This window comes from Pedococcus dokdonensis (assembly GCF_900104525.1).
Taxonomy (GTDB): Bacteria; Actinomycetota; Actinomycetes; order Actinomycetales; family Dermatophilaceae; genus Pedococcus; species Pedococcus dokdonensis.
Genome location: NZ_LT629711.1, coordinates 3,010,400 through 3,027,021, shown reverse-complemented (window position 1 = coordinate 3,027,021; position 16,622 = coordinate 3,010,400). Strand labels below are relative to the sequence as shown.

At 72.2% G+C, this 16,622-nt stretch carries 21 protein-coding genes and 3 tRNA genes; 13 read left to right on the top strand and 11 right to left on the bottom strand.

Translation table 11 applies throughout. The features are described from left to right. Positions 1-2 precede the first annotated feature (2 nt). Positions 3-704: a class E sortase gene (locus tag BLQ34_RS14240; RefSeq protein WP_231961196.1), complete on the bottom strand. Its 702-nt coding sequence runs from the start codon at positions 702-704 to the stop codon at positions 3-5. Further along, complete coding sequence (locus BLQ34_RS14235; RefSeq protein WP_091786803.1) at positions 701-1,453, bottom strand: DUF881 domain-containing protein; 753 nt, start codon at positions 1,451-1,453, stop codon at positions 701-703. The genes BLQ34_RS14240 and BLQ34_RS14235 overlap by 4 nt, the downstream gene beginning before the upstream one ends. Positions 1,454-1,517: 64 nt before the next feature. Between BLQ34_RS14235 and BLQ34_RS14230 the strand changes: the two genes are divergently transcribed. Continuing rightward, a complete protein-coding gene (locus BLQ34_RS14230; protein WP_091786800.1) occupies positions 1,518-1,766 on the top strand; it encodes a cell division protein CrgA in 249 nt (82 codons plus the stop codon). A 225-nt stretch (positions 1,767-1,991) separates the two neighbouring features. Here the strand turns inward: BLQ34_RS14230 and BLQ34_RS14225 are convergent, their stop codons facing one another. Together BLQ34_RS14225 and BLQ34_RS14220 are read right to left on the bottom strand one after the other, a co-directional pair. Continuing rightward, complete coding sequence (locus BLQ34_RS14225; RefSeq protein ID WP_091786797.1) at positions 1,992-2,858, bottom strand: rhomboid family intramembrane serine protease; 867 nt, start codon at positions 2,856-2,858, stop codon at positions 1,992-1,994. Positions 2,859-2,930: 72 nt separating this feature from the next. Beyond that, on the bottom strand, positions 2,931-3,449 hold the full coding sequence (locus BLQ34_RS14220) for a peptidylprolyl isomerase (RefSeq protein WP_091786795.1): 519 nt from the start codon (positions 3,447-3,449) through the stop codon (positions 2,931-2,933). A gap of 125 nt (positions 3,450-3,574) precedes the next feature. On the opposite strand from BLQ34_RS14220, the gene BLQ34_RS14215 reads away from it, so the two are divergent. The 6 genes from BLQ34_RS14215 (at position 3,575) to BLQ34_RS14190 (ending at position 8,799) form a co-directional block, all read left to right on the top strand. Next, complete coding sequence (locus BLQ34_RS14215; protein ID WP_091786792.1) at positions 3,575-4,387, top strand: hypothetical protein; 813 nt, start codon at positions 3,575-3,577, stop codon at positions 4,385-4,387. A gap of 144 nt (positions 4,388-4,531) precedes the next feature. Beyond that, the gene (locus BLQ34_RS14210) at positions 4,532-5,071 is read left to right on the top strand and encodes a MauE/DoxX family redox-associated membrane protein (protein ID WP_091786789.1); all 540 of its coding nucleotides are present in this window, start codon (positions 4,532-4,534) and stop codon (positions 5,069-5,071) included. Between the two features lie 8 nt (positions 5,072-5,079). Next, positions 5,080-5,973 (top strand): hypothetical protein, encoded by an 894-nt coding sequence (locus tag BLQ34_RS19175; RefSeq protein WP_091786787.1) that lies wholly within the window; start codon positions 5,080-5,082, stop codon positions 5,971-5,973. A 91-nt stretch (positions 5,974-6,064) separates the two neighbouring features. Further along, a complete protein-coding gene (locus BLQ34_RS14200; RefSeq protein ID WP_091786785.1) occupies positions 6,065-6,661 on the top strand; it encodes an urease accessory protein UreH domain-containing protein in 597 nt (198 codons plus the stop codon). A gap of 18 nt (positions 6,662-6,679) precedes the next feature. Beyond that, positions 6,680-7,252 carry a hypothetical protein gene (locus BLQ34_RS14195; RefSeq protein WP_091786782.1) on the top strand — a complete coding sequence of 191 codons (573 nt, stop codon included), beginning with the start codon at positions 6,680-6,682 and terminating at the stop codon, positions 7,250-7,252. After that, positions 7,249-8,799: an LGFP repeat-containing protein gene (locus tag BLQ34_RS14190; RefSeq protein ID WP_091786779.1), complete on the top strand. Its 1,551-nt coding sequence runs from the start codon at positions 7,249-7,251 to the stop codon at positions 8,797-8,799. Before BLQ34_RS14195 ends, BLQ34_RS14190 begins: the two co-directional genes overlap by 4 nt. A 14-nt stretch (positions 8,800-8,813) precedes the next feature. Here the strand turns inward: BLQ34_RS14190 and BLQ34_RS14185 are convergent, their stop codons facing one another. The 3 genes from BLQ34_RS14185 to BLQ34_RS14175 form a co-directional block, all read right to left on the bottom strand. Continuing rightward, the gene (locus BLQ34_RS14185) at positions 8,814-10,334 is read right to left on the bottom strand and encodes a selenocysteine-specific translation elongation factor (RefSeq protein ID WP_091786776.1); all 1,521 of its coding nucleotides are present in this window, start codon (positions 10,332-10,334) and stop codon (positions 8,814-8,816) included. Positions 10,335-10,346: 12 nt separating this feature from the next. Beyond that, entirely contained in the window at positions 10,347-11,645 is a 1,299-nt protein-coding gene (gene selA, locus BLQ34_RS14180) for an L-seryl-tRNA(Sec) selenium transferase (protein ID WP_091786773.1), read from the bottom strand. Between the two features lie 15 nt (positions 11,646-11,660). Then, positions 11,661-11,756 (bottom strand) — tRNA-Sec (locus tag BLQ34_RS14175). A gap of 23 nt (positions 11,757-11,779) precedes the next feature. On the opposite strand from BLQ34_RS14175, the gene selD reads away from it, so the two are divergent. The 6 genes from selD to BLQ34_RS14145 all read left to right on the top strand — a co-directional run bounded on the left by selD (position 11,780) and on the right by BLQ34_RS14145 (position 15,358). After that, positions 11,780-12,790 carry a selenide, water dikinase SelD gene (gene selD / locus BLQ34_RS14170; RefSeq protein ID WP_091786770.1) on the top strand — a complete coding sequence of 337 codons (1,011 nt, stop codon included), beginning with the start codon at positions 11,780-11,782 and terminating at the stop codon, positions 12,788-12,790. A 50-nt stretch (positions 12,791-12,840) separates the two neighbouring features. After that, the gene (locus BLQ34_RS14165) at positions 12,841-13,167 is read left to right on the top strand and encodes a hypothetical protein (protein ID WP_091786767.1); all 327 of its coding nucleotides are present in this window, start codon (positions 12,841-12,843) and stop codon (positions 13,165-13,167) included. A gap of 71 nt (positions 13,168-13,238) precedes the next feature. Further along, positions 13,239-13,673, top strand: coding sequence for an SRPBCC family protein (locus BLQ34_RS14160; RefSeq protein ID WP_157693061.1), 435 nt, complete (start codon positions 13,239-13,241; stop codon positions 13,671-13,673). A gap of 123 nt (positions 13,674-13,796) precedes the next feature. Beyond that, positions 13,797-13,979: a YegP family protein gene (locus BLQ34_RS14155; RefSeq protein ID WP_091786761.1), complete on the top strand. Its 183-nt coding sequence runs from the start codon at positions 13,797-13,799 to the stop codon at positions 13,977-13,979. Positions 13,980-14,187: 208 nt separating this feature from the next. Further along, on the top strand, positions 14,188-14,688 hold the full coding sequence (locus BLQ34_RS14150) for a hypothetical protein (protein WP_091786758.1): 501 nt from the start codon (positions 14,188-14,190) through the stop codon (positions 14,686-14,688). Positions 14,689-14,806: 118 nt separating this feature from the next. Next, the gene (locus BLQ34_RS14145; protein ID WP_157693060.1) at positions 14,807-15,358 is read left to right on the top strand and encodes a hypothetical protein; all 552 of its coding nucleotides are present in this window, start codon (positions 14,807-14,809) and stop codon (positions 15,356-15,358) included. A 190-nt stretch (positions 15,359-15,548) separates the two neighbouring features. On the opposite strand, the gene BLQ34_RS14140 is transcribed toward BLQ34_RS14145, so the two are convergent. From BLQ34_RS14140 to BLQ34_RS14130, 4 genes are all read right to left on the bottom strand, one after another. Then, positions 15,549-15,624: transfer RNA gene (locus BLQ34_RS14140), tRNA-Ala, on the bottom strand. Positions 15,625-15,661: 37 nt separating this feature from the next. Next, positions 15,662-15,781 (bottom strand): DLW-39 family protein, encoded by a 120-nt coding sequence (locus tag BLQ34_RS19370; protein WP_231961194.1) that lies wholly within the window; start codon positions 15,779-15,781, stop codon positions 15,662-15,664. Positions 15,782-15,824: 43 nt separating this feature from the next. Next, positions 15,825-15,901, bottom strand: a tRNA-Ile gene (locus tag BLQ34_RS14135). A gap of 220 nt (positions 15,902-16,121) precedes the next feature. Beyond that, positions 16,122-16,571, bottom strand: coding sequence for a DUF3566 domain-containing protein (locus tag BLQ34_RS14130; RefSeq protein WP_231961193.1), 450 nt, complete (start codon positions 16,569-16,571; stop codon positions 16,122-16,124). Positions 16,572-16,622: the final 51 nt, after the last annotated feature.

The window sequence follows — 16,622 nt, the reverse complement described above, 5'->3', positions numbered from 1 at the left end:
GGTCAGGCCTTCTTGGGCGGGCTCGGGGGGACGGTCAGGGTGCCGGCGGGCAGCCCGTCGGCGTGCGGGTAGGTCTTCACCAGCTGAGCGAACACGACGTAGCGCTGCGCCGCGCTGTACTTCGGGTGGCACGCGGTCATCGTCATCCAGCGCTCGGTCGGCTTCACCCCGGGCTTGCCGGGCACCGCCGCGACCACCTGCACGTCGGTGGGCGCCACGATCTCGTGCCGCTTCACGGCATACACGCTGTATGCGGTCCTGGTCTCGACCACGACCAGGTCACCGGTGCGCAGCCGGTCGATGTCGTGGAACGGGCGGCCGTAGGTGGTGCGGTGGCCCGCGACCGCGAAGTTGCCGACCGCGCCGGGCAGCACCGACCCGTCGTAGTGGCCGATGCCGTCCTGGAGGATGTCGCGGGTGGTGCCCTCCAGCACCGGGCGGGCGTAGTCGGCGCCGAACCGCGGGATCCGCACGATCGCGAAGGCGGAGCCGAACGGCACCGCCTTGGGGCTCTCGGTGCCCGGCGTGGTCGTGGCCGGTCCCTTGGCGAAGTCGCGGGTCAGGCGCGACACCGTCGCGTCCTGGACGCGGTTGGCGGTGACGTCGGTGAACCACAGCTGCCACCCGACGAAGAGCAGCAGCACCAGGCCGGCCGTGACCAGCAGGTCGCCGACGATGCCGAGGGTCCAGCGCGCCAGCCTCACTTGGTGGTCCTTGCCTTCTCGAGGTTGATCGATCCGGCGTAGGCCGGGAGGGTCTGCTCGCGGCGGGACTGCACGTCGTAGCCGACCCCGACCGCGGCGACCCACTGCTTGTAGATGGCGACCGACGGGCTGCGTTCCAGTGACGCGCGCAGGGCGGACTGGTTGCCGATGGCGGTGATGACGTAGGGCGGGGAGTAGACCCGGCCCTGCAAGATGAGGGTGTTGCCGACGCACCGCACGGCGCTGGTCGAGATCACCCGCTGGTCCATCAGCATCATCGCCTCGGCCCCGCCCTGCCACAGCGCGTTGACGACGGCCTGGACGTCCTGCTGGTGCACGACGTAGTCGTCGACCGAGATGCCGTCGGGCAGCACGTCGGGGACGGTACGCGCGTCGGTGAGGGTGACCTGCACGGTCGGCCCGGAGACCGCCCCGGTGCCGGCCGCCAGCTTGAGCCGGTCGGCCTCGGTGGTCAGCTGGGTGACCCGCAGGTCACCGGGGGCCTGCTGCGCCGACAGCCGGTCGACCTCGGAACGCAGCTGGGCAACCCGCGAGGCGAGCACCGAGTTCTGGCGGGTCTGGTCGCGGATCAGGCCCGGCAGGTCACCGCCCGAGGACCTCAGGTCGGTGCCGCGGGCGGTCGCGGCGCTCAGGGCGAACAGCACGCCCGCACCCAGGGCCACCAGCGGCACGACGGCCGACCAGGCGGTGGGGCGGCGCGTCAGCCACGTCAGCCGCTGGTCCGCCATGGCACTACGCTATGCCACACGTCGCGACGGTGATGAGACCGTCCGAGCCACGAGGAGAGTTTCCGTGCCTGAGTCCAAGGGTCGTGCCAAGCGCACGTACACCCCGCCGAGCAAGCCCGCGAAGGCCAAGGTCGGCAACCCGCCCTGGTTCGTGCCGGTGATGCTGACGCTCATGGTCGTCGGCCTCCTGTGGATCGTGGTCTTCTACATCACCAGCCAGCGGTTCCCGGTCGAGGCGATCGGGCGCTGGAACCTCGGTGTCGGGTTCGGACTGATGCTCGCCGGCTTCGCCATGACCACCCGCTGGCGCTGACCGACACCTGTCCCCGGACGGAGTTGTCCACAGGCTTCTCCACAGCTGGGGACAAATGACAGGCGTGTAATCCAACGTCTGTCCAAGCCCCCCCCCCGTCGCTATCTCATGCAAAAGGCGAGTTAGCGCCGCCCCTCGCTCCAAGCCGCCGTCGCTATCTCATACAAAAGGCGAGTTAGCGCCGCCCCTCGCTCCAAGCCGCCGTCGCTATCTCATGCAAAGAGGTCAGGCGAGGAGGCTGCTCGCCGCCGCGGCATACTTCAGCACTGCGACGGCGACCACGACGAGCAGCACCAGCGCCACGCCCGGCCACTGCCACCTGCGCCGCTGGCGCGCCGAGGTCGCCGCGATCACGCCGGCCACCGCAGCCCCGGTGACGAACCCGCCGAGGTGGGCCTGCCACGCGATGCCGGGGACCACGAAGCCGATCACCGCGTTGATGCCGATGGTGGCCCACATGCCCGCCGACGACCGGCCGAGGTGCCGGTTCAGCACGAGCAGCGCGCCGAACAGCCCGAACACGGCGCCCGATGCGCCCACGGCACCGATGTACCAGGAGCTGGGGTTGGTCGGCTCGAACGGGACGGCCGGTGACAGCAGCAGGTAGCAGGCCGAGCCGCCGAGCGCGCTGACCAGGTAGACCGCGGCGTACCGGACCCCGCCGAGCAGCCGCTCGAGGTACTGCGCACCCACCATCCACAGGGCGAGCATGTTGAACAGGATGTGCGTGATCGACGCGTGCGCGAAGGCCGAGGTGAGGAACCGCCACGGCTCGTGCTCACTGAGGTAGGGCACGAACGAGATGTCGCGGCTCAGCCCCGAGTCGGCGGTCTGCAGCACGAAGACGACGACGCAGATCGCGATGATCGCGTAGGACACCGTGGGGGTGTCGTTGATGTTGCCGCCGAACACGGTGCGGGCGGTGCGCATCGTCTTGGCCTGGGCCTTGACGCAGTCGACGCACTGCACGCCCACCGCCGCCGGGCGCTGGCACTCCGGGCAGACCGGCCGGCCGCAGCGCTGGCAGCGCACGTAGGAGACCCGGTCGGGGTGCCGCGGGCACACCGGGATCACCTGCTGCTGCTCACTCATGGGCTCTCTCCGAGTCGTGTGCCTGAGCGCGGTCCAGGGACCGCGCTCAGGCACACAACCGCACGGTTGGGGTCAGTCGTTGACGACGACCGACTCGATGACAACGTCCTCGACCGGCTTGTCGTTCGCACCGGTGCGCACGGCGGCGATCTTGTCGACGACCTCGCGGCTCGGGCCGTCGGCCACCTCACCGAAGATCGTGTGCTTGCCCTGGAGCCAGGTGGTGGCGCCGACGGTGATGAAGAACTGCGAGCCGTTGGTGCCCTTGCCCATCCGCTGGCCGGCGTTCGCCATGGCGAGCATGTAGGGCTTGGTGAAGTCCTTGTCGGGGCTGATCTCGTCGTCGAAGGTGTAGCCGGGGCCGCCGAAGCCCTGCCCCAGCGGGCACCCGCCCTGGATCATGAACCCGGGGATGATGCGGTGAAAGATCAGGCCGTCGAAGAACGGCGTGGGGTTGGAGCGGCCGGCGTCGTCGCGGTACTCCTGCTCACCCTTGGCCAGTCCGACGAAGTTCTTGACGGTCTTCGGGGCGTGGTCGGGGAACAGCGTGACGTTGATGTCGCCGTGGTTGGTCTTGAGGGTGACGTCCATGCGAGGCATCCTTCCATGCGGGCGCCCCCGAGATGGCTCCGAGGCACCCCACGGGCTTGCCCACCAGCGGAAACAAGGCAGGATGGGGAGGGAGAAGACGTCCACGCCAAGTCACAGGAGGCACGGTGTTCCGCACCAAGACCAAGACTGAGCAGGCCACCGAGGCAGTCCAGAGCTCCGCCCAGACGGCGGCCGACTACGCCGCCACGTTGAAGGACCGCGTCGCCCCGGCGGCCGAGGTGGCCCGCGACCGCGCGGTCCAGGCCAAGGACTGGGGCAAGCCCCACGTCGAGCACGGCATCGAGGCCGCCCGCGAGTGGGCCAAGCCCCGCGTCGACCACGGCATCGAGGTCGCCGCCCCCAAGCTGCAGGGCGCCGTCGAGGGCCTGGCCCCCAAGGTCGACACCGCCCGCGACACCATCGTCGACTCGCTGCTGCCCAAGGTCGCCGAGGCGATCGCGGCCGTCGCCGCCGCGTCGGCCGCCGCCAAGACCGCTGCCGAGGACACCGCCTCGAAGACCGCCGACCGGTCCGCGGACGCGTTCTCGGTGCTCAAGGGTGACTCCGTGGCCAAGCCGCGTCGTCGCAAGGGCCGGATCTTCCTGGTCCTCGGCATCGCCGCTGCGGTGGCCGCCGGAGTCGCGGCGTTCCGCAAGTCCGCGCCGCGCGAGGACCCGTGGGCCACCCCGCTCGACGACCCCTACACGGCACCGACGACCGGACGCGACTCCAGCACCAGCAAGGTCGCCAACCTCGCCGACGCCGCCAAGGACAAGGCCAGCAGCGCCGCCGAGACCGTGAAGGACAAGGCGTCGGAGGCCAAGGACATGGCCACCGAGGCCGCGTCCGACGCCAAGGACAAGGTGACCGCCAAGGGCAAGCACGCCGCCGACGGGGCCGAGGACGCCGCGCAGGACGTGGCCGACAAGGTCGACTGACTCCGACGTCGAGCTGAACGCACCCCTGCTCGCGCACGTTGCTCAGTGGTGGACAGGTTGCATCCTGTCCACCACTGACTCTTGTTTGCCGGCAAGGCTTCCTTGGTGGGGGCGGGGCGGTCGGTCAACTACGGTGGGACACCTATGTGGGACCTGGCAGCAGGACCGTTCCTCGCCGCGGCGGGGCTGCTCGTCGTGGCCGGGGTGCCCAAGGTCCTCGACCCGCTGCCGCTGGTGCGTGCGCTGCGCGCGGCTGGCCTGCCGGTGCACCGTCAGCTGGTCCGCGCGTTCGCGGTCGTCGAGGTCGCCCTCGGCGTCTGGGCCCTGCTCGCCCCCGGCCGGTATGCCGCGGGGCTGGTCGCCGCGGCATACCTCGGCTTCACGGCGTTCGTGGCCCGCGTGCTGAGGCGCGGCGGGGTGCTCGGCTCGTGCGGCTGCTTCGGCAAGCCGGACACCCCGGCGACCCGCACCCACCTCGGGCTCACCGCGCTGGCCGCGCTCACCGCGGTTGGCGTGGCGCTCGACCCGCCCACCTCGGCCTGGCGCGACGTCGACGCCACGACCGTCACGACGACGGGTCTCGCCGTCGTCATCGGCTTCCTCGCCTGGCAGGTGATGGCCGTGCTGCCGACGACCTCGCCCGCCGCGATCCGCACCACCTCCGCACCGGACCCGAAGGGCTGACCCACCTGATGACTGCCGTCGTGATCGCCGAGGGGGTGGCCATCGCGCTGCTCGGGGTGCTCGTGCTCGGGCTGTTGCGCAGCCACGCCCTGATCCTCAAGGCGCTGCACGAGCTCGGCGCGGGACTCGAGCTCGAGAAGGACGCCGGCACCGGCGTCACTTTGGCCACCACCGGAGGCAAGCCCGGGCCGGTGCCGGTGGAGCTCGAGACCGGGGTCGTGCAAGCCAGCCGCAAGGACTCGACCACCGCCCACGACATCGTCGGCACCGACCTCGACCGGGTCGAGCAGCAGGTCAGCGTGACCACCCCCGGCACCCGCACCCTGCTGGCGTTCCTCACCAGCGGCTGCTCGGTGTGCCAGACCTTCTGGGACGAGTTCCGCGGTCCGGTCGACGTGCCGGGTGACGGGACGTTGCACGTCATCGCCAAGGGCTCCGCCGAGGAGTCGCCCTCGACCCTGCGCGCCCTGGCCGGCGACCGTGACGTGGTGCAGTCGTCGGCGGCGTGGGTCGACTACGACATCCCCGGGTCCCCCTACTTCGTCTACGTCGAGGACGGGGTCGTCACCGGTGAGGGCTCGGCAACCACCTGGGAGCAGGTCCGTGGGCTGATGGCCCAGGGCGTCGCGGACAGCGCGGACGCCCGCGCCGCGGCCGGCCGCAGCGGCCCCGGCCTGCTCGTGGGGGAGGCGCTGGGTGACGGCGGTCGCGACAACCTCTCGCGGATCGACGCCGAGCTGCTCGCGTCGGGGGTGCGGCCGGGCGACCCGAGCCTCTACCGCGCCCCGGACGCCGAGCCCCCGCCCGGGGACGGAGCGCCGGAGCACGAGCACCCACACGACCACCAGCACGACCACACCCACGAGCACGACCACACCCACGAGCACACCCACGAGCACTGAGGTGTCGGTCGTCGCGCTCGCCCTCGCCCTGGGTCTCCCGATGGCCGCGGTCGCCGCGGTCCGGGCGACCTGGTCGCCTTGAGGCGAGTCGATGCTCTCGAGCATCAGCCCGCTCGGCGAGCGGGCCCGCAACTCCCGGTGGTGGCTGACCACCACCGCATACCTGCTCGGCTCGCTGGCCGGTGGGCTGGCGGTCGGCGGCCTCGCCGCCCTGCTCGGCTCGCTCGTCCCCGACGAGGCGCGCGGTTCGCGCTGGACCCTCGTCGCGGTGGCGGCGCTGCTGGTCATCGGTCTCGTCGTCGACCTGCGCAACCAGCGCTCGGTGCCGTCGTGGCGGCGCCAGGTCGACGAGCAGTGGCTGACCCGCTACCGCGGCTGGGTCTACGGCGTGGGGTTCGGGGCGCAGCTCGGGTTCGGCCTGGTCACCATCATCACCAGCACGACCACGTATGCCGCCGTGCTCCTGGCCGCGCTGTCCGGCCAGGTCGGCGCGGGGCTGGCGATCGGGGCGACCTTCGGGCTGGTGCGGGCGCTGCCGTCGCTGCTGATGGCGGGTGTCACGGACCGGGACGACCTGCACCGGGTCTTCATCCGGGTCGAAAGATGGGCAAATCCGGCAGGAACCGTGGCTAAGGTGGCTCTGGGAGGAGCGGCCGCGATCGTGCTGGTGGCCGCCTGGTGGAGTTGAGTTCGGGAGTTGAGAGCAGTGGCTGAGCACTTCGGGCTTCGGGCCGACGCACCGGCGGGCTGGCACGTGGCGGTCACCCGCCGCCCCGGTGCCGAGCCCGATGCACCCGGGGTGCGCCGCCAGGCCGTCCCCGGCACGCCCGATCCGGCGGGCTCGGGCCCGCAACGCCTCGACGCCAACGACGCCGACGACGCTGACGTGACCCGCCCGGTGCTGCACGCCTGCACCCGCCCGATGCCGGCCGACCGGGGTGACTTCGGCAGCAACGTGGTCGACCTGCTCGGCCCGGACGACGTCTTCGTGGCACTCATCGACTACGGCGCCGAGATCGCCGACCAAGGCCTGTTCGAGAAGCAGGGACTGCCGCGGCTGGCGCCGTCGCAGTTCGGGCCGAACCGGTTGCAGCGCCCCCTGCCCGGGCTCAGCGCCTCGCAGCACTTCTTCAGCTCCGGCGGCCGGGCGTTCTGCCTCTTCACCGTCGTCGGCAGCCATGCCCGCCGGATGGCCTCGGTGCCGCGGGCGGCCGCCCTCGTCTCGACGATCCGGATCACCGACCGGGCCACCCTGGCCCGCCAGGGAGGACGACCGTGAGCACCCTCGAAGACCTCAACGCCGGTCCCGGCGGGATGGCGGGCTTCGTCTCTGCCCTGTCACGCCGGTTGCGGCCGGTCTCGCGCCGCGACGTCCTCGTCGGCGCCACGGTGGCCGCGACCGCGCTGGCCACCAAGCCGAAGGAGTACGCGCTCACTCCGGTCGCGGCATACGCCACCATCTGTGGGCCGGGCAACACGGCTGCGAGCGGCTGGACGGTGTTCTGCTCCACGGTCAACAAGGGCGTCAACACCTGCCCCCCGGGCAGCTTCGCCGCAGGCTGGTGGAAGGCCGCCGACTCGTCCTGGTGCGGCGGCGGCTACCGCTACATCGTCGACTGCAACGCCAGCTGCTCGAAGTGCACCAGCGGCTGCAGCGACGGCATCTGCGACTCGAAGTGCTGGAGCTGCTCCTGCGGCACCGGCTCGTCCGCGACCTGCGACCAGCGCCGGGTCTGCTGCAACGCGTTCCGCTACGGCCAGTGCAACACCCACGTGAAGTGCTCCGGCGGCGTGCACTGCCGGGTCGTCAGCTGCGTGCCGCCGTACAAGTACGCGAACTGCACGACGGCCTCGCTGTCCGACAACCGCACCAGCGAGCACAGCGCCCCGAGCCTGCCGCGCTGGGAGCCGATCACGCAGAAGTACCACGCGATGGGTGAGCAGGCGTCCTACCTCAAGGCCTCGAAGGGGCCGGTCAGCTACGTCGGCGACGGCCGCGGCCGCTACGTGCTCTTCCAGGGCGGCGTCATCTACTACACGGCGTCCTACGGCGCGGTGGCCATGACCGAGTTCGTCCGGGGGATCTACGCGCAGAACGGCGGCCCGCTCGGCTCGCGGCTCGGGTACGCCACTGCCGACAAGGTCGCCTCCGTGGGTGGCGGCTGGGTGCAGACCTTCGAGGGCGGCGCGATCTGCGACTCCACGAGCACGGCGACCCAGACCGTCTGGGGCTACCGCTGGACGGTGTGGAACGCCAACGGCCGCGAACGCGGGATCCTCGGCTACCCGACCGGGCCCTACACGACCGGCGCGCAGGGTGGCTGGTACCAGCTGTTCCAGAAGGGCGCCATCGCCGACGCCCCGTCGACGACCACCCAGGTCGTCTCGGGCGCCAGCTACTGGAAGTGGAACCTGCTGTCCCGCGACCGTGGCCCGCTCGGCTATCCCACGGGCCCGCAGCAGGCGGTGTCGGACGGGTGGATCCAGCTCTTCCAGAACGGCGCGATCACCGGCGGGCCGGTCAAGACCGAGGCGGTGCCCGCGCCGATGTACGTGCCGTGGGTCGACTCCGGTCGCGAGTCCGGCGTGCTCGGGTACCCGACCGGGCCGAGCCACACGGAGCCCCGCGGACTTGCCCAGTTCTTCCAGCGCGGCGAGCTCTGGGCGCTGGGGTCGGGCACCCCGCGGCGGGTCCACGGCGCGGTCCTGTCGGAGTGGAAGTCCCAGGGCGGCGCCACCGGCCGCTACGGCTACCCGATCACCGACACGGTGGCCTCGGGGGGCGGACTGACCTGCACCTTCGAGGGCGGCACGATCTCGACCTGAGAGGCGGCACGGCCTCACCCGCGCTCGCGGACCTCGCGGGTGCCGTCGGCGAGCCGACGGGTCACCAAGGATGCGTCGAGCCGTTCGAGCAGCGGCACGGCGACCCGGCGCGAGGTCCCCATCGCCCGGGCGGCGTCCCCGACGCCGAACGGCTGGGGCAGCCCCCGCACCACGCCCTCGGCGCGTGCGAGGGCGTCGCCGCCGAGCAGCACGCCCCCCAGCCGCAGCACCGCACCCCGGCCCGCGGCCGCGGCGAGGTCGGCGGGGGTGACCGCCCAGCCGTCGAGGTCCGCGCGCGACGGCGCCTGCAGCGGGTGCTCGCCCAGCCAGGCGAGCAGCGACCGCACCCCGGCCGATGGATCCTCCACCCCTGCCTGCTCCTGCGTGCCGGCTCGCCACTGCGGTGCGCTGACCAGCCCCGGGTATGCCGCGTGGTCGGCGCGGTCGCGCCGCACCGGCCGGCGGGTGGGTGGGTCCACGGCCCGGACCGCGACCCCACCGACGACCTCGTGCCGTCCCGGGTCACGCAGCACCGCCCGGTCACCGACGACCACGGCGAGGGGGTGGGCGAGGCGGAGCCGCACCGCCCCGTCGCCGAGCTGCTGGGTGCGGACCGGCACCGCAGCGGTCCCGGCGTGCAGGGTGAGCTGCCGCGGAAGCCGGTGCTGCCCGGTCGCGGTCGTTGCGTCCAGTCGCCGCAGCTCGATGTCCAGCACCGCAGGGTGGGTCGGCCAACCGAGTCCGGTCAGGGCGGTGCCGCGCCCGACCTCCTTGACCTCGACACCCCGCAGGTTGACCGCCACGCGGGCCGGACCGACGACCTCGGGCACCTCGGCACCGCAGGTCTGCAGGCCACGGACGGTCACGGGTCTCCCGGCCAGCAACAGCTGGTCACCCACCGCGATCCGCCCCGCCGCGAGGGTGCCGGTCGCCACCGTGCCCGCACCCCGGACGGTGAACGACCGGTCCACCCACAGGCGCACTCCGGGGGAGTCCCCCTCGTCCGCCGGCGCTAACTCGCCTTTTGCATGAGATGGCGACGCTGCGGCGGCGAGACGGCCGAGGGCGACCCGGAGCTCGGGGATCCCGGCGCCGGTCGCGCCCGACACCAGCACGCTCTCCGCCACCGGGATGCCGAGCCGTCCCAGCTCGGCGAGCGACTCGGTGCGCGCGGGCTCACCCGGCGCGAGATCACACCGCGTCACCACCAGCAGCACGTGCCGGATGCCGAGGGCGGCGATGGCGCGAGCGTGTTCGCGGGACTGCGCCGACCACCCGTCGTCGGCCGCGACGACGAAGAGCACCGCGTGGACCGGACCGAGCCCGGCCAGCATGTTGCCCGTGAAGTGCTCGTGACCGGGCACGTCGACCAGGCTCACCCGGCGGCCGTCGATGTCGGTCCATGCGTAGCCGAGGTCGATGGTCAGCCCGCGTCGCCGCTCCTCGGCCCACCGGTCCGGCTCCTGCCCGGTGAGCAGCCGCACCAGGGTGGACTTGCCGTGGTCGACGTGTCCCGCCGTCGCGACGACCGCCATGTCCCGGCGCCCCTACCCGGCGTCGCGGATCGCCTGTGCCACCAAGGGATCCGCCTCCACCGGGATGCACCGGAGGTCGACCAGGCACCGACCCTTCTCCACGCGCGCCAGGACGGGACGGTCGAGCTGCCGCAAGCCCACGGCATACGGCTCCGCGAGGGCGACCGCCCACCCGGGCAACAGCTGTCCCGGGGCGCCGCCGCCACCCACGACCCCGTCCGACGGGACCACGGTCGCGAGGCCGTCCGGGAGCTCGGCGACGATCGCGGCGCAGCGCGCCCGCAGCGTGTCGGGGTCGGCCTCGAGGGCGTCCCACACGGGGGCGCGAGGTCCGCGCACGGTCGCTTCGAGGGCGGCCAGCGTGGTCTTGTCGGCGCGTACTGCCCGGGCCAGTGGGTGGCGTCGCAGCCGGGCCACGGTGTCTGCCGTGCCCAGCACGAGCCCGGCCTGCGGACCCCCGAGCAGCTTGTCGCCGCTGCAGGTCACCACGGCCGCCCCGTCCGCGAGCGCCTGCGCGGCGTCGGGCTCGTCCGGCACCAGCCGGTGTGGTCGCAGGAGACCACTGCCGATGTCGTGCACCACCGGGTGGCCCAGGGTCGCGAGCTCTGCGACACCGACCGTCGAGGTGAAGCCCTCGACCCGGAAGTTGCTGGGGTGCACCTTGAGGATGCAGCCGGTGTCCGGTCCGAGGGCCGACTCGTAGTCGGCCAGCGTCGTCCGGTTGGTGGTGCCGACCTCGCGCAGCCGCGCGCCCGCGGAGGCGATCAGGTCGGGCAGCCGGAAGCCGTCGCCGATCTCGACCATCTCGCCACGGCTCACGACGACTTCGCGCCCGGCGGCGAGCGCGGTCGTCGCGAGCACCAGCGCCGCGGCACCGTTGTTGACGACCAGCGCGCCACCGGCCTCGGGCAGCCGTCCGAGCAGGGCGGCGACCGCGCCCCGGCCTCTCGTGGACCGTTGTCCGGTGGCCAGGTCGAGCTCCACGTCGACGGTGCCGGCCGCAGCCGTCATCGCCTCGACGGCAGCGGCCGAGAGCGGGGCCCGGCCGAGGTTGGTGTGGACGACGACCCCGGTCGCGTTGAGCACCGGGGTCAGGCTCGTGGCGCGCTGGGGGAGGGCCGAGAGGGCCGTCTCCTCCACATCCTCGGGGGCGATCCGGCCGGCCCGCGCCTGCTCCTGGGCGAGCTGCACCGCCGACCGCACGACGTCGCGCCCGAGCCGCGAGATCGCCTGTGCCACAGCGGGTCTCGCGAGCACTGCGTCGGTGCGTGGCACGAGGCGACGCGCGTCCGTGTGGTGCGGCTGCGGCATACGCCCTCCTGTCGGTGGCGGAGGCGGACGGGAATCGAACCCGCCCAGCCGAGGTGCTCGGCTGCACCGGTTTTGAAGACCGGGAGGGCCACCAGGCGCCTGTACGCCTCCGCGAGCGAGGCTAGCGTAGGCACGTGACCACCCTCAGTGCTCCGGTCCGCCTGACGCAGTATGCCGCGGGCGGCGGCTGCGCCTGCAAGATCCCGCCCGGGGAGCTCGAGGAGGTCGTGCGCGGTCTCACGGGGCAGGGCGGCGACGACCTCGGCGGCACCCTCGTCGTGGGGCTGGACGACGGCGACGACGGCGCGGTGGTGCGGGTCACCGACGGGGTCGGCGTGATCAGCACGGCCGACTTCTTCACGCCGGTGGTCGACGACGCCTACGACTTCGGCCGGATCGTGGCCGCGAACGCGCTGTCCGACGTCTACGCGATGGGTGGCCGGCCGGTGCTGGCGATCAACCTGGTGGGGTGGCCGCGGTCGGTGCTGCCGATGGAGCTGTTGCGCGAGGTGCTGCGCGGTGGGCTCGACGTCGCGCGCCTCGCCGGGTGCCCGGTCGCGGGTGGGCACTCCATCGACGACCCGGAGCCGAAGTACGGCATGGCGGTGACCGGGGTCGTGGACCCAGACCTGTTGCTGCGCAACGACGCCGCCCTGCCCGGGCTGCCGATCTCGCTGACCAAACCGATCGGCGTGGGGGTGCTCAACAACCGGCACAAGGCGACCGGTGAGGTGTTCGGGCAGGCGGTCGGGTCGATGGTGGCGCTCAACGACGCGGCCTCGCAGGCGGCGGTCGCGGGGGGTGCGCGGGCGGCCACCGACGTGACCGGTTTCGGGCTGCTCGGCCACCTGTTCAAGCTGCTCCGCGCATCGGGCGTCGGTGCGGTGATCGACGCCTCGGCGGTGCCGGTGCTCGACGGCGCCTGGTCGTCGCTGCGCGAGGGGTACGTGAGTGGCGGCACGCGTCGCAACCTCGACTGGGTGCGGCCGCACCTCGACGTCACCGGGGGAAGAGTCGACGAGGACGTGCTGCTCATGCTGGCCGATGCCCAGACCAGCGGTGGCCTCCTGGTCGTCGGCGAGGTGCCGGGTGCCCCGGTGATCGGGCACACCGTCGCGGGGCCGCCACGCGTCGAACTCCGCTAGCGATGGCGGAACCCCTTGTGAGTGAGCGGGATGGGGCGCACGCTGAGGGCATGGCCAGGTACGAGCTCATCGCCCACGACCCCACCGGCCGGCCCCACGGCCGCCCGGTCTTCGTCACGGCGGCCAGCCCCGGGGAGGCGGTGATGCTCGGTGCTCCGACGATCCGCCGGGTCACCGCGCGCGACCGCACCCACGCCGACCTGTATGCCGTGTACCGGCACCGCCGGGTCCGCGGACGCCGGCTCGTGGGCGCGTTCCTGCCCGATGGACCCGGTCCCGGCGACGGCCTGGCCGGGGTGCGTGAACCGCGCCGCCCGCTGCCCGCCCCGCCCAGCCTGCGCGCGGCAGCCGAGGCACCGGCATACCCGGACAACTGAGGCAGGCACTCCTGCGGGACGCCGGCACGCAGTAGCGTGTGCGCACCTCACCTCGCCCCCGGAGGCTCCCCGTGCCGCGCTTCTCCCACACCCTCTCCGTCACCGCCCCACCGGCCACCGTCTTCGGGATCGTCGACGACTTCGACCAGACCCCGCAGTGGCTCTCGCGCTGCACCGGGATCGACAAGCTGTCGGACGGCGCCAACGACGTCGGCACCCAGCTCAGGTACCACTACGACGACGGCCGGCGGACCGGCACCATGGACGGCCAGATCATCGCGCGCGAGCCGGACCGGCACTTCGCGATGAAGTTCACCGACCGGATGATGGACGTGACGGTCGACTTCGTCTCGGCGTCCGACGGGGTCGGCACCACCCTGACCCACAGCATCGACATCGCCACCAAGGGGATCGGCAAGCTCTTCACCCCGCTGATCCGCCGTGACCTGCCGAAGCAGACCATGGACGCGATGACCAAGCTCAAGGCGCTGGCCGAGCGGGGCTGAGTCGCTTGCTGAAAGTGGCCTGAATCCGCACGCCCGCTGGGTCGCCTGAGGTCTGTACGCGGCATACGGGCAGCCCTAGGCTTCGAACCGTTCGCAGTCTGGTCCACTCATGGAGGTGCACTGATGGCGGGGAAGTTCGAGCTCTACCAGGACAAGGCGGGCAAGTACCGCTTCCGGCTCAAGGCCAGCAACGGCCAGGTGATCGCCGTGGGTGAGGCGTACGAGTCGAAGTCGGCTGCCGAGAACGGCATCGCGTCGGTGCAGAAGAACGCGCCGGGGGCCCCGACCGTCGAGGTCGACGGATAGCCCAGCACCGGAACGACCAGGCCCCGCCGGCCACCCCAGGGGTATGTCGCGCGGGGCCTCGTCGTGTGGCGTCGCGCTCCTGGTCGGGGGAGTCGCTCGACTTGCGGTCGGGGGAGTCGCTCGACTTGCGGTCGGGGGTGTCGCTCGACTTGCGGTCGGGGGAGTCGCTCGACTTGCGGTCGGGGGAGTTGTGGCGAGGATGGCGTCGATGACCGGGGAGCAGTGGAGGGTGTGGGGAGCGCGCGTCGCCGTCGTGGTGGCGGGTGTGGTCGTGGCCGTCGCGCTCACCAAGCTGTGGAGCTTCGCGAACGCCGACGACCCGGACGTGGTCGAGCAGGGCGCGATCGCCCGCACCGCGTCGTCGGCCTGCGCCACGATGCGCGAGAAGGTCGCCGCCTCCGCCGTCGCCGCCACCCAGCCGGTCGGGCGCCGGGTCGGCGGGATCAACGCCCAGAACGACGCCGTGAGCGAGCTGATCGCCACGATGCAGTCGCTCGGGTCCGAACGCCTCGAGGCCGACCAGCCGGCCGCGCAGTGGGTCGAGGACTGGCAGCGGCTGGTGACGGCGCGGGACGCGTACGCGCGGTCACTCAAGAGCGGCAAGCCCAAGCCGATGGAGCTGCCGACGATCGACGGCAAGACCCTGGTGCAGCGGCTCAACAACGTCGGCGTCAACTGCCGCGTCCCCCTGCTCCTCCTCGCCCCGTGAGCGTTCCCTCCCGACTTCTGGCCAGCAGTGCGGGATGCCGCCCTCGGTTGCGGGCCCGCACCCAGCACGGGTGGCCAAAAGTCGGCGGGTGGTCGCGCTGCTCTGCCACACTGACGTCGTGCTGACGTGGGCATTCGGGGGACGCGGGCAGCGGGTCGTTGCTGCTGCCAGCTGTCTAGCGATCAGCCTGCTGGTCGCCGGGTGTGGGAAGGAACGGCCCCAGCCGGAGCTCACCGGTTTCGGCGCGACTCGTGCGGCGTGGGACGCGCACCACGAGGCGGCGCCTTCGGGGGTGGACGGCTCCCGCTATCTGCCGATGGTCGGCGACAAGGCTCGCTACGACTTCGTCTTCTGGGAGCTGGACCCGCGCGCGGTTGACTACGGGCTGCACTTCGCCCCGGGCACGACCTTCGAGCAGGCCCAGACGCAGCTGCTCGCCGAGTTCCCGCCGGGGGCCACGGTGGACCGGGTCGACGGCGAGAGCCCGCGCTGCCTGGTGCTGCGGATCCGCAGCGCGCCGGTCGAGCGGGCCATCCCGACCGGGATCCCGATGGCTGTCCTCTTCGGTCCCGAGGGGGTCGACCCGAAGGTCTCTCGGGCAGACATCCGGTTCGCCCTCCTCGGCACCACGCTCGATGCCGCTGGCGAGGACCTCGGCGGCTGCCCCTGACCCGTCTCCCTCCCCTCCCGCACTTCTGGCCACTGGTGCTGGATGTGGGCGCCGAATCCGGGCCTGCACCCCGCACAGCTGGCCAGAAGTTCCGGGCCGCTGGCACTTGCGGCCACCGGTGCGGGGTGCAGCCGCGAATCGGGGGCGAGCACCCGGCATACCCGGCCAGAAGTGGGAGACGCTCGGAAGGTGGTGGAGCCAAGGGGACTCGAACCCCTAACCCCCTGCTTGCAAAGCAGGTGCGCTACCAATTGCGCCATGGCCCCCAGTGGTGCGGCGCCGAGGGCGCGCACCGGGTGATGCTCAGGAAGGCGTGTCGGTGGCCTCGGCCCAGAGGTCCTTCTCGGCCTTCTGGGCCTTGAGCTTCCGCTGGATCGCGGTGGCGCCGATGGCGGTCACGATGAGGAGCAGGAGCTTCTTCATGGGCCGTCGCCTTCCCTCGCAGAGCAACCGCGGGGATCGGGATTGGTGGGCCTAACAGGACTTGAACCTGTGGCCTCTTCCTTATCAGGGAAGCGCTCTAACCGTCTGAGCTATAGGCCCGTGAGCCCAATCTCCGCTGCGCCACGGGAGGTGGCGCGAGGCACGAGGTTACAGCACGCGCACACGCACTTCCAAAACGGTTCCGGGCGGCTCCAGCGGTCAGCCCGACACGACGCAAAACGGCAGTTGCGTGGCCCTCCGCCCAACTACTTCCGGGCGGGAGTGGACGCAACTGCCGTATTGCGAGGAAGAGCCGTGGGGCGGGCCGAGGTGGGCTCGCTCAGTCGTCGGTGAGGGTCAGCTGGAGACCGCCGACCAGCGCCGAGCAGATGTTGTAGAGGAAGGCGCCGAGGGTCGACAGCGCGGTCATCAGGATGACGTCGATGACCCCGATCACGATCGACAGCGACAGCACCCGGCCGAAGCCGAGGAAGTCCATGATGTCGAAGGGGTTCTCCGAGTCGGACAGGATCGTGCCGACCATCCGGTTGACCTCGGAGAAGACGCCCATGCCGGACAGGATCATCCAGAGCACCGCCACCATCACGACGCCGGCGATGCCGAGGGCGACCGAGATGAGGAACGACATCTTCATCGCCGACCACGGGTCGACCCGCGAGACGGTGAGCTTGACCCGCCGGGCACGGGCGGCCTGACCGGGGGAGGGGCTCCCTGTGGCGCGCGCGCCCACCGGGCGGGCGGAGGCCTGGGGGGAGGCCTGCGGGCTCACCGGGGCGGACCCTCCCTGGGGGAGGGCCGACCTGCTGGTCTGGCCTGCCGT

Excerpts from the sequence above, each read along its gene's own strand:
- BLQ34_RS14220 (WP_091786795.1), bottom strand. The coding sequence starts at position 3,449 with ATGGACGTCACCCTCAAGACCAACCACGGCGACATCAACGTCACGCTG.
- BLQ34_RS14165 (WP_091786767.1), top strand. The coding sequence starts at position 12,841 with ATGGCCAGGTACGAGCTCATCGCCCACGACCCCACCGGCCGGCCCCAC.
- BLQ34_RS14185 (WP_091786776.1), bottom strand. The coding sequence starts at position 10,334 with ATGGCGGTCGTCGCGACGGCGGGACACGTCGACCACGGCAAGTCCACC.
- BLQ34_RS14235 (WP_091786803.1), bottom strand. The coding sequence starts at position 1,453 with ATGGCGGACCAGCGGCTGACGTGGCTGACGCGCCGCCCCACCGCCTGG.
- BLQ34_RS14155 (WP_091786761.1), top strand. The coding sequence starts at position 13,797 with ATGGCGGGGAAGTTCGAGCTCTACCAGGACAAGGCGGGCAAGTACCGC.
- BLQ34_RS14150 (WP_091786758.1), top strand. The coding sequence starts at position 14,188 with ATGACCGGGGAGCAGTGGAGGGTGTGGGGAGCGCGCGTCGCCGTCGTG.
- BLQ34_RS19370 (WP_231961194.1), bottom strand. The coding sequence starts at position 15,781 with ATGAAGAAGCTCCTGCTCCTCATCGTGACCGCCATCGGCGCCACCGCG.
- selA (WP_091786773.1), bottom strand. The coding sequence starts at position 11,645 with ATGCCGCAGCCGCACCACACGGACGCGCGTCGCCTCGTGCCACGCACC.
- BLQ34_RS14210 (WP_091786789.1), top strand. The coding sequence starts at position 4,532 with ATGTGGGACCTGGCAGCAGGACCGTTCCTCGCCGCGGCGGGGCTGCTC.
- BLQ34_RS14225 (WP_091786797.1), bottom strand. The coding sequence starts at position 2,858 with ATGAGTGAGCAGCAGCAGGTGATCCCGGTGTGCCCGCGGCACCCCGAC.
- BLQ34_RS19175 (WP_091786787.1), top strand. The coding sequence starts at position 5,080 with ATGACTGCCGTCGTGATCGCCGAGGGGGTGGCCATCGCGCTGCTCGGG.
- BLQ34_RS14200 (WP_091786785.1), top strand. The coding sequence starts at position 6,065 with ATGCTCTCGAGCATCAGCCCGCTCGGCGAGCGGGCCCGCAACTCCCGG.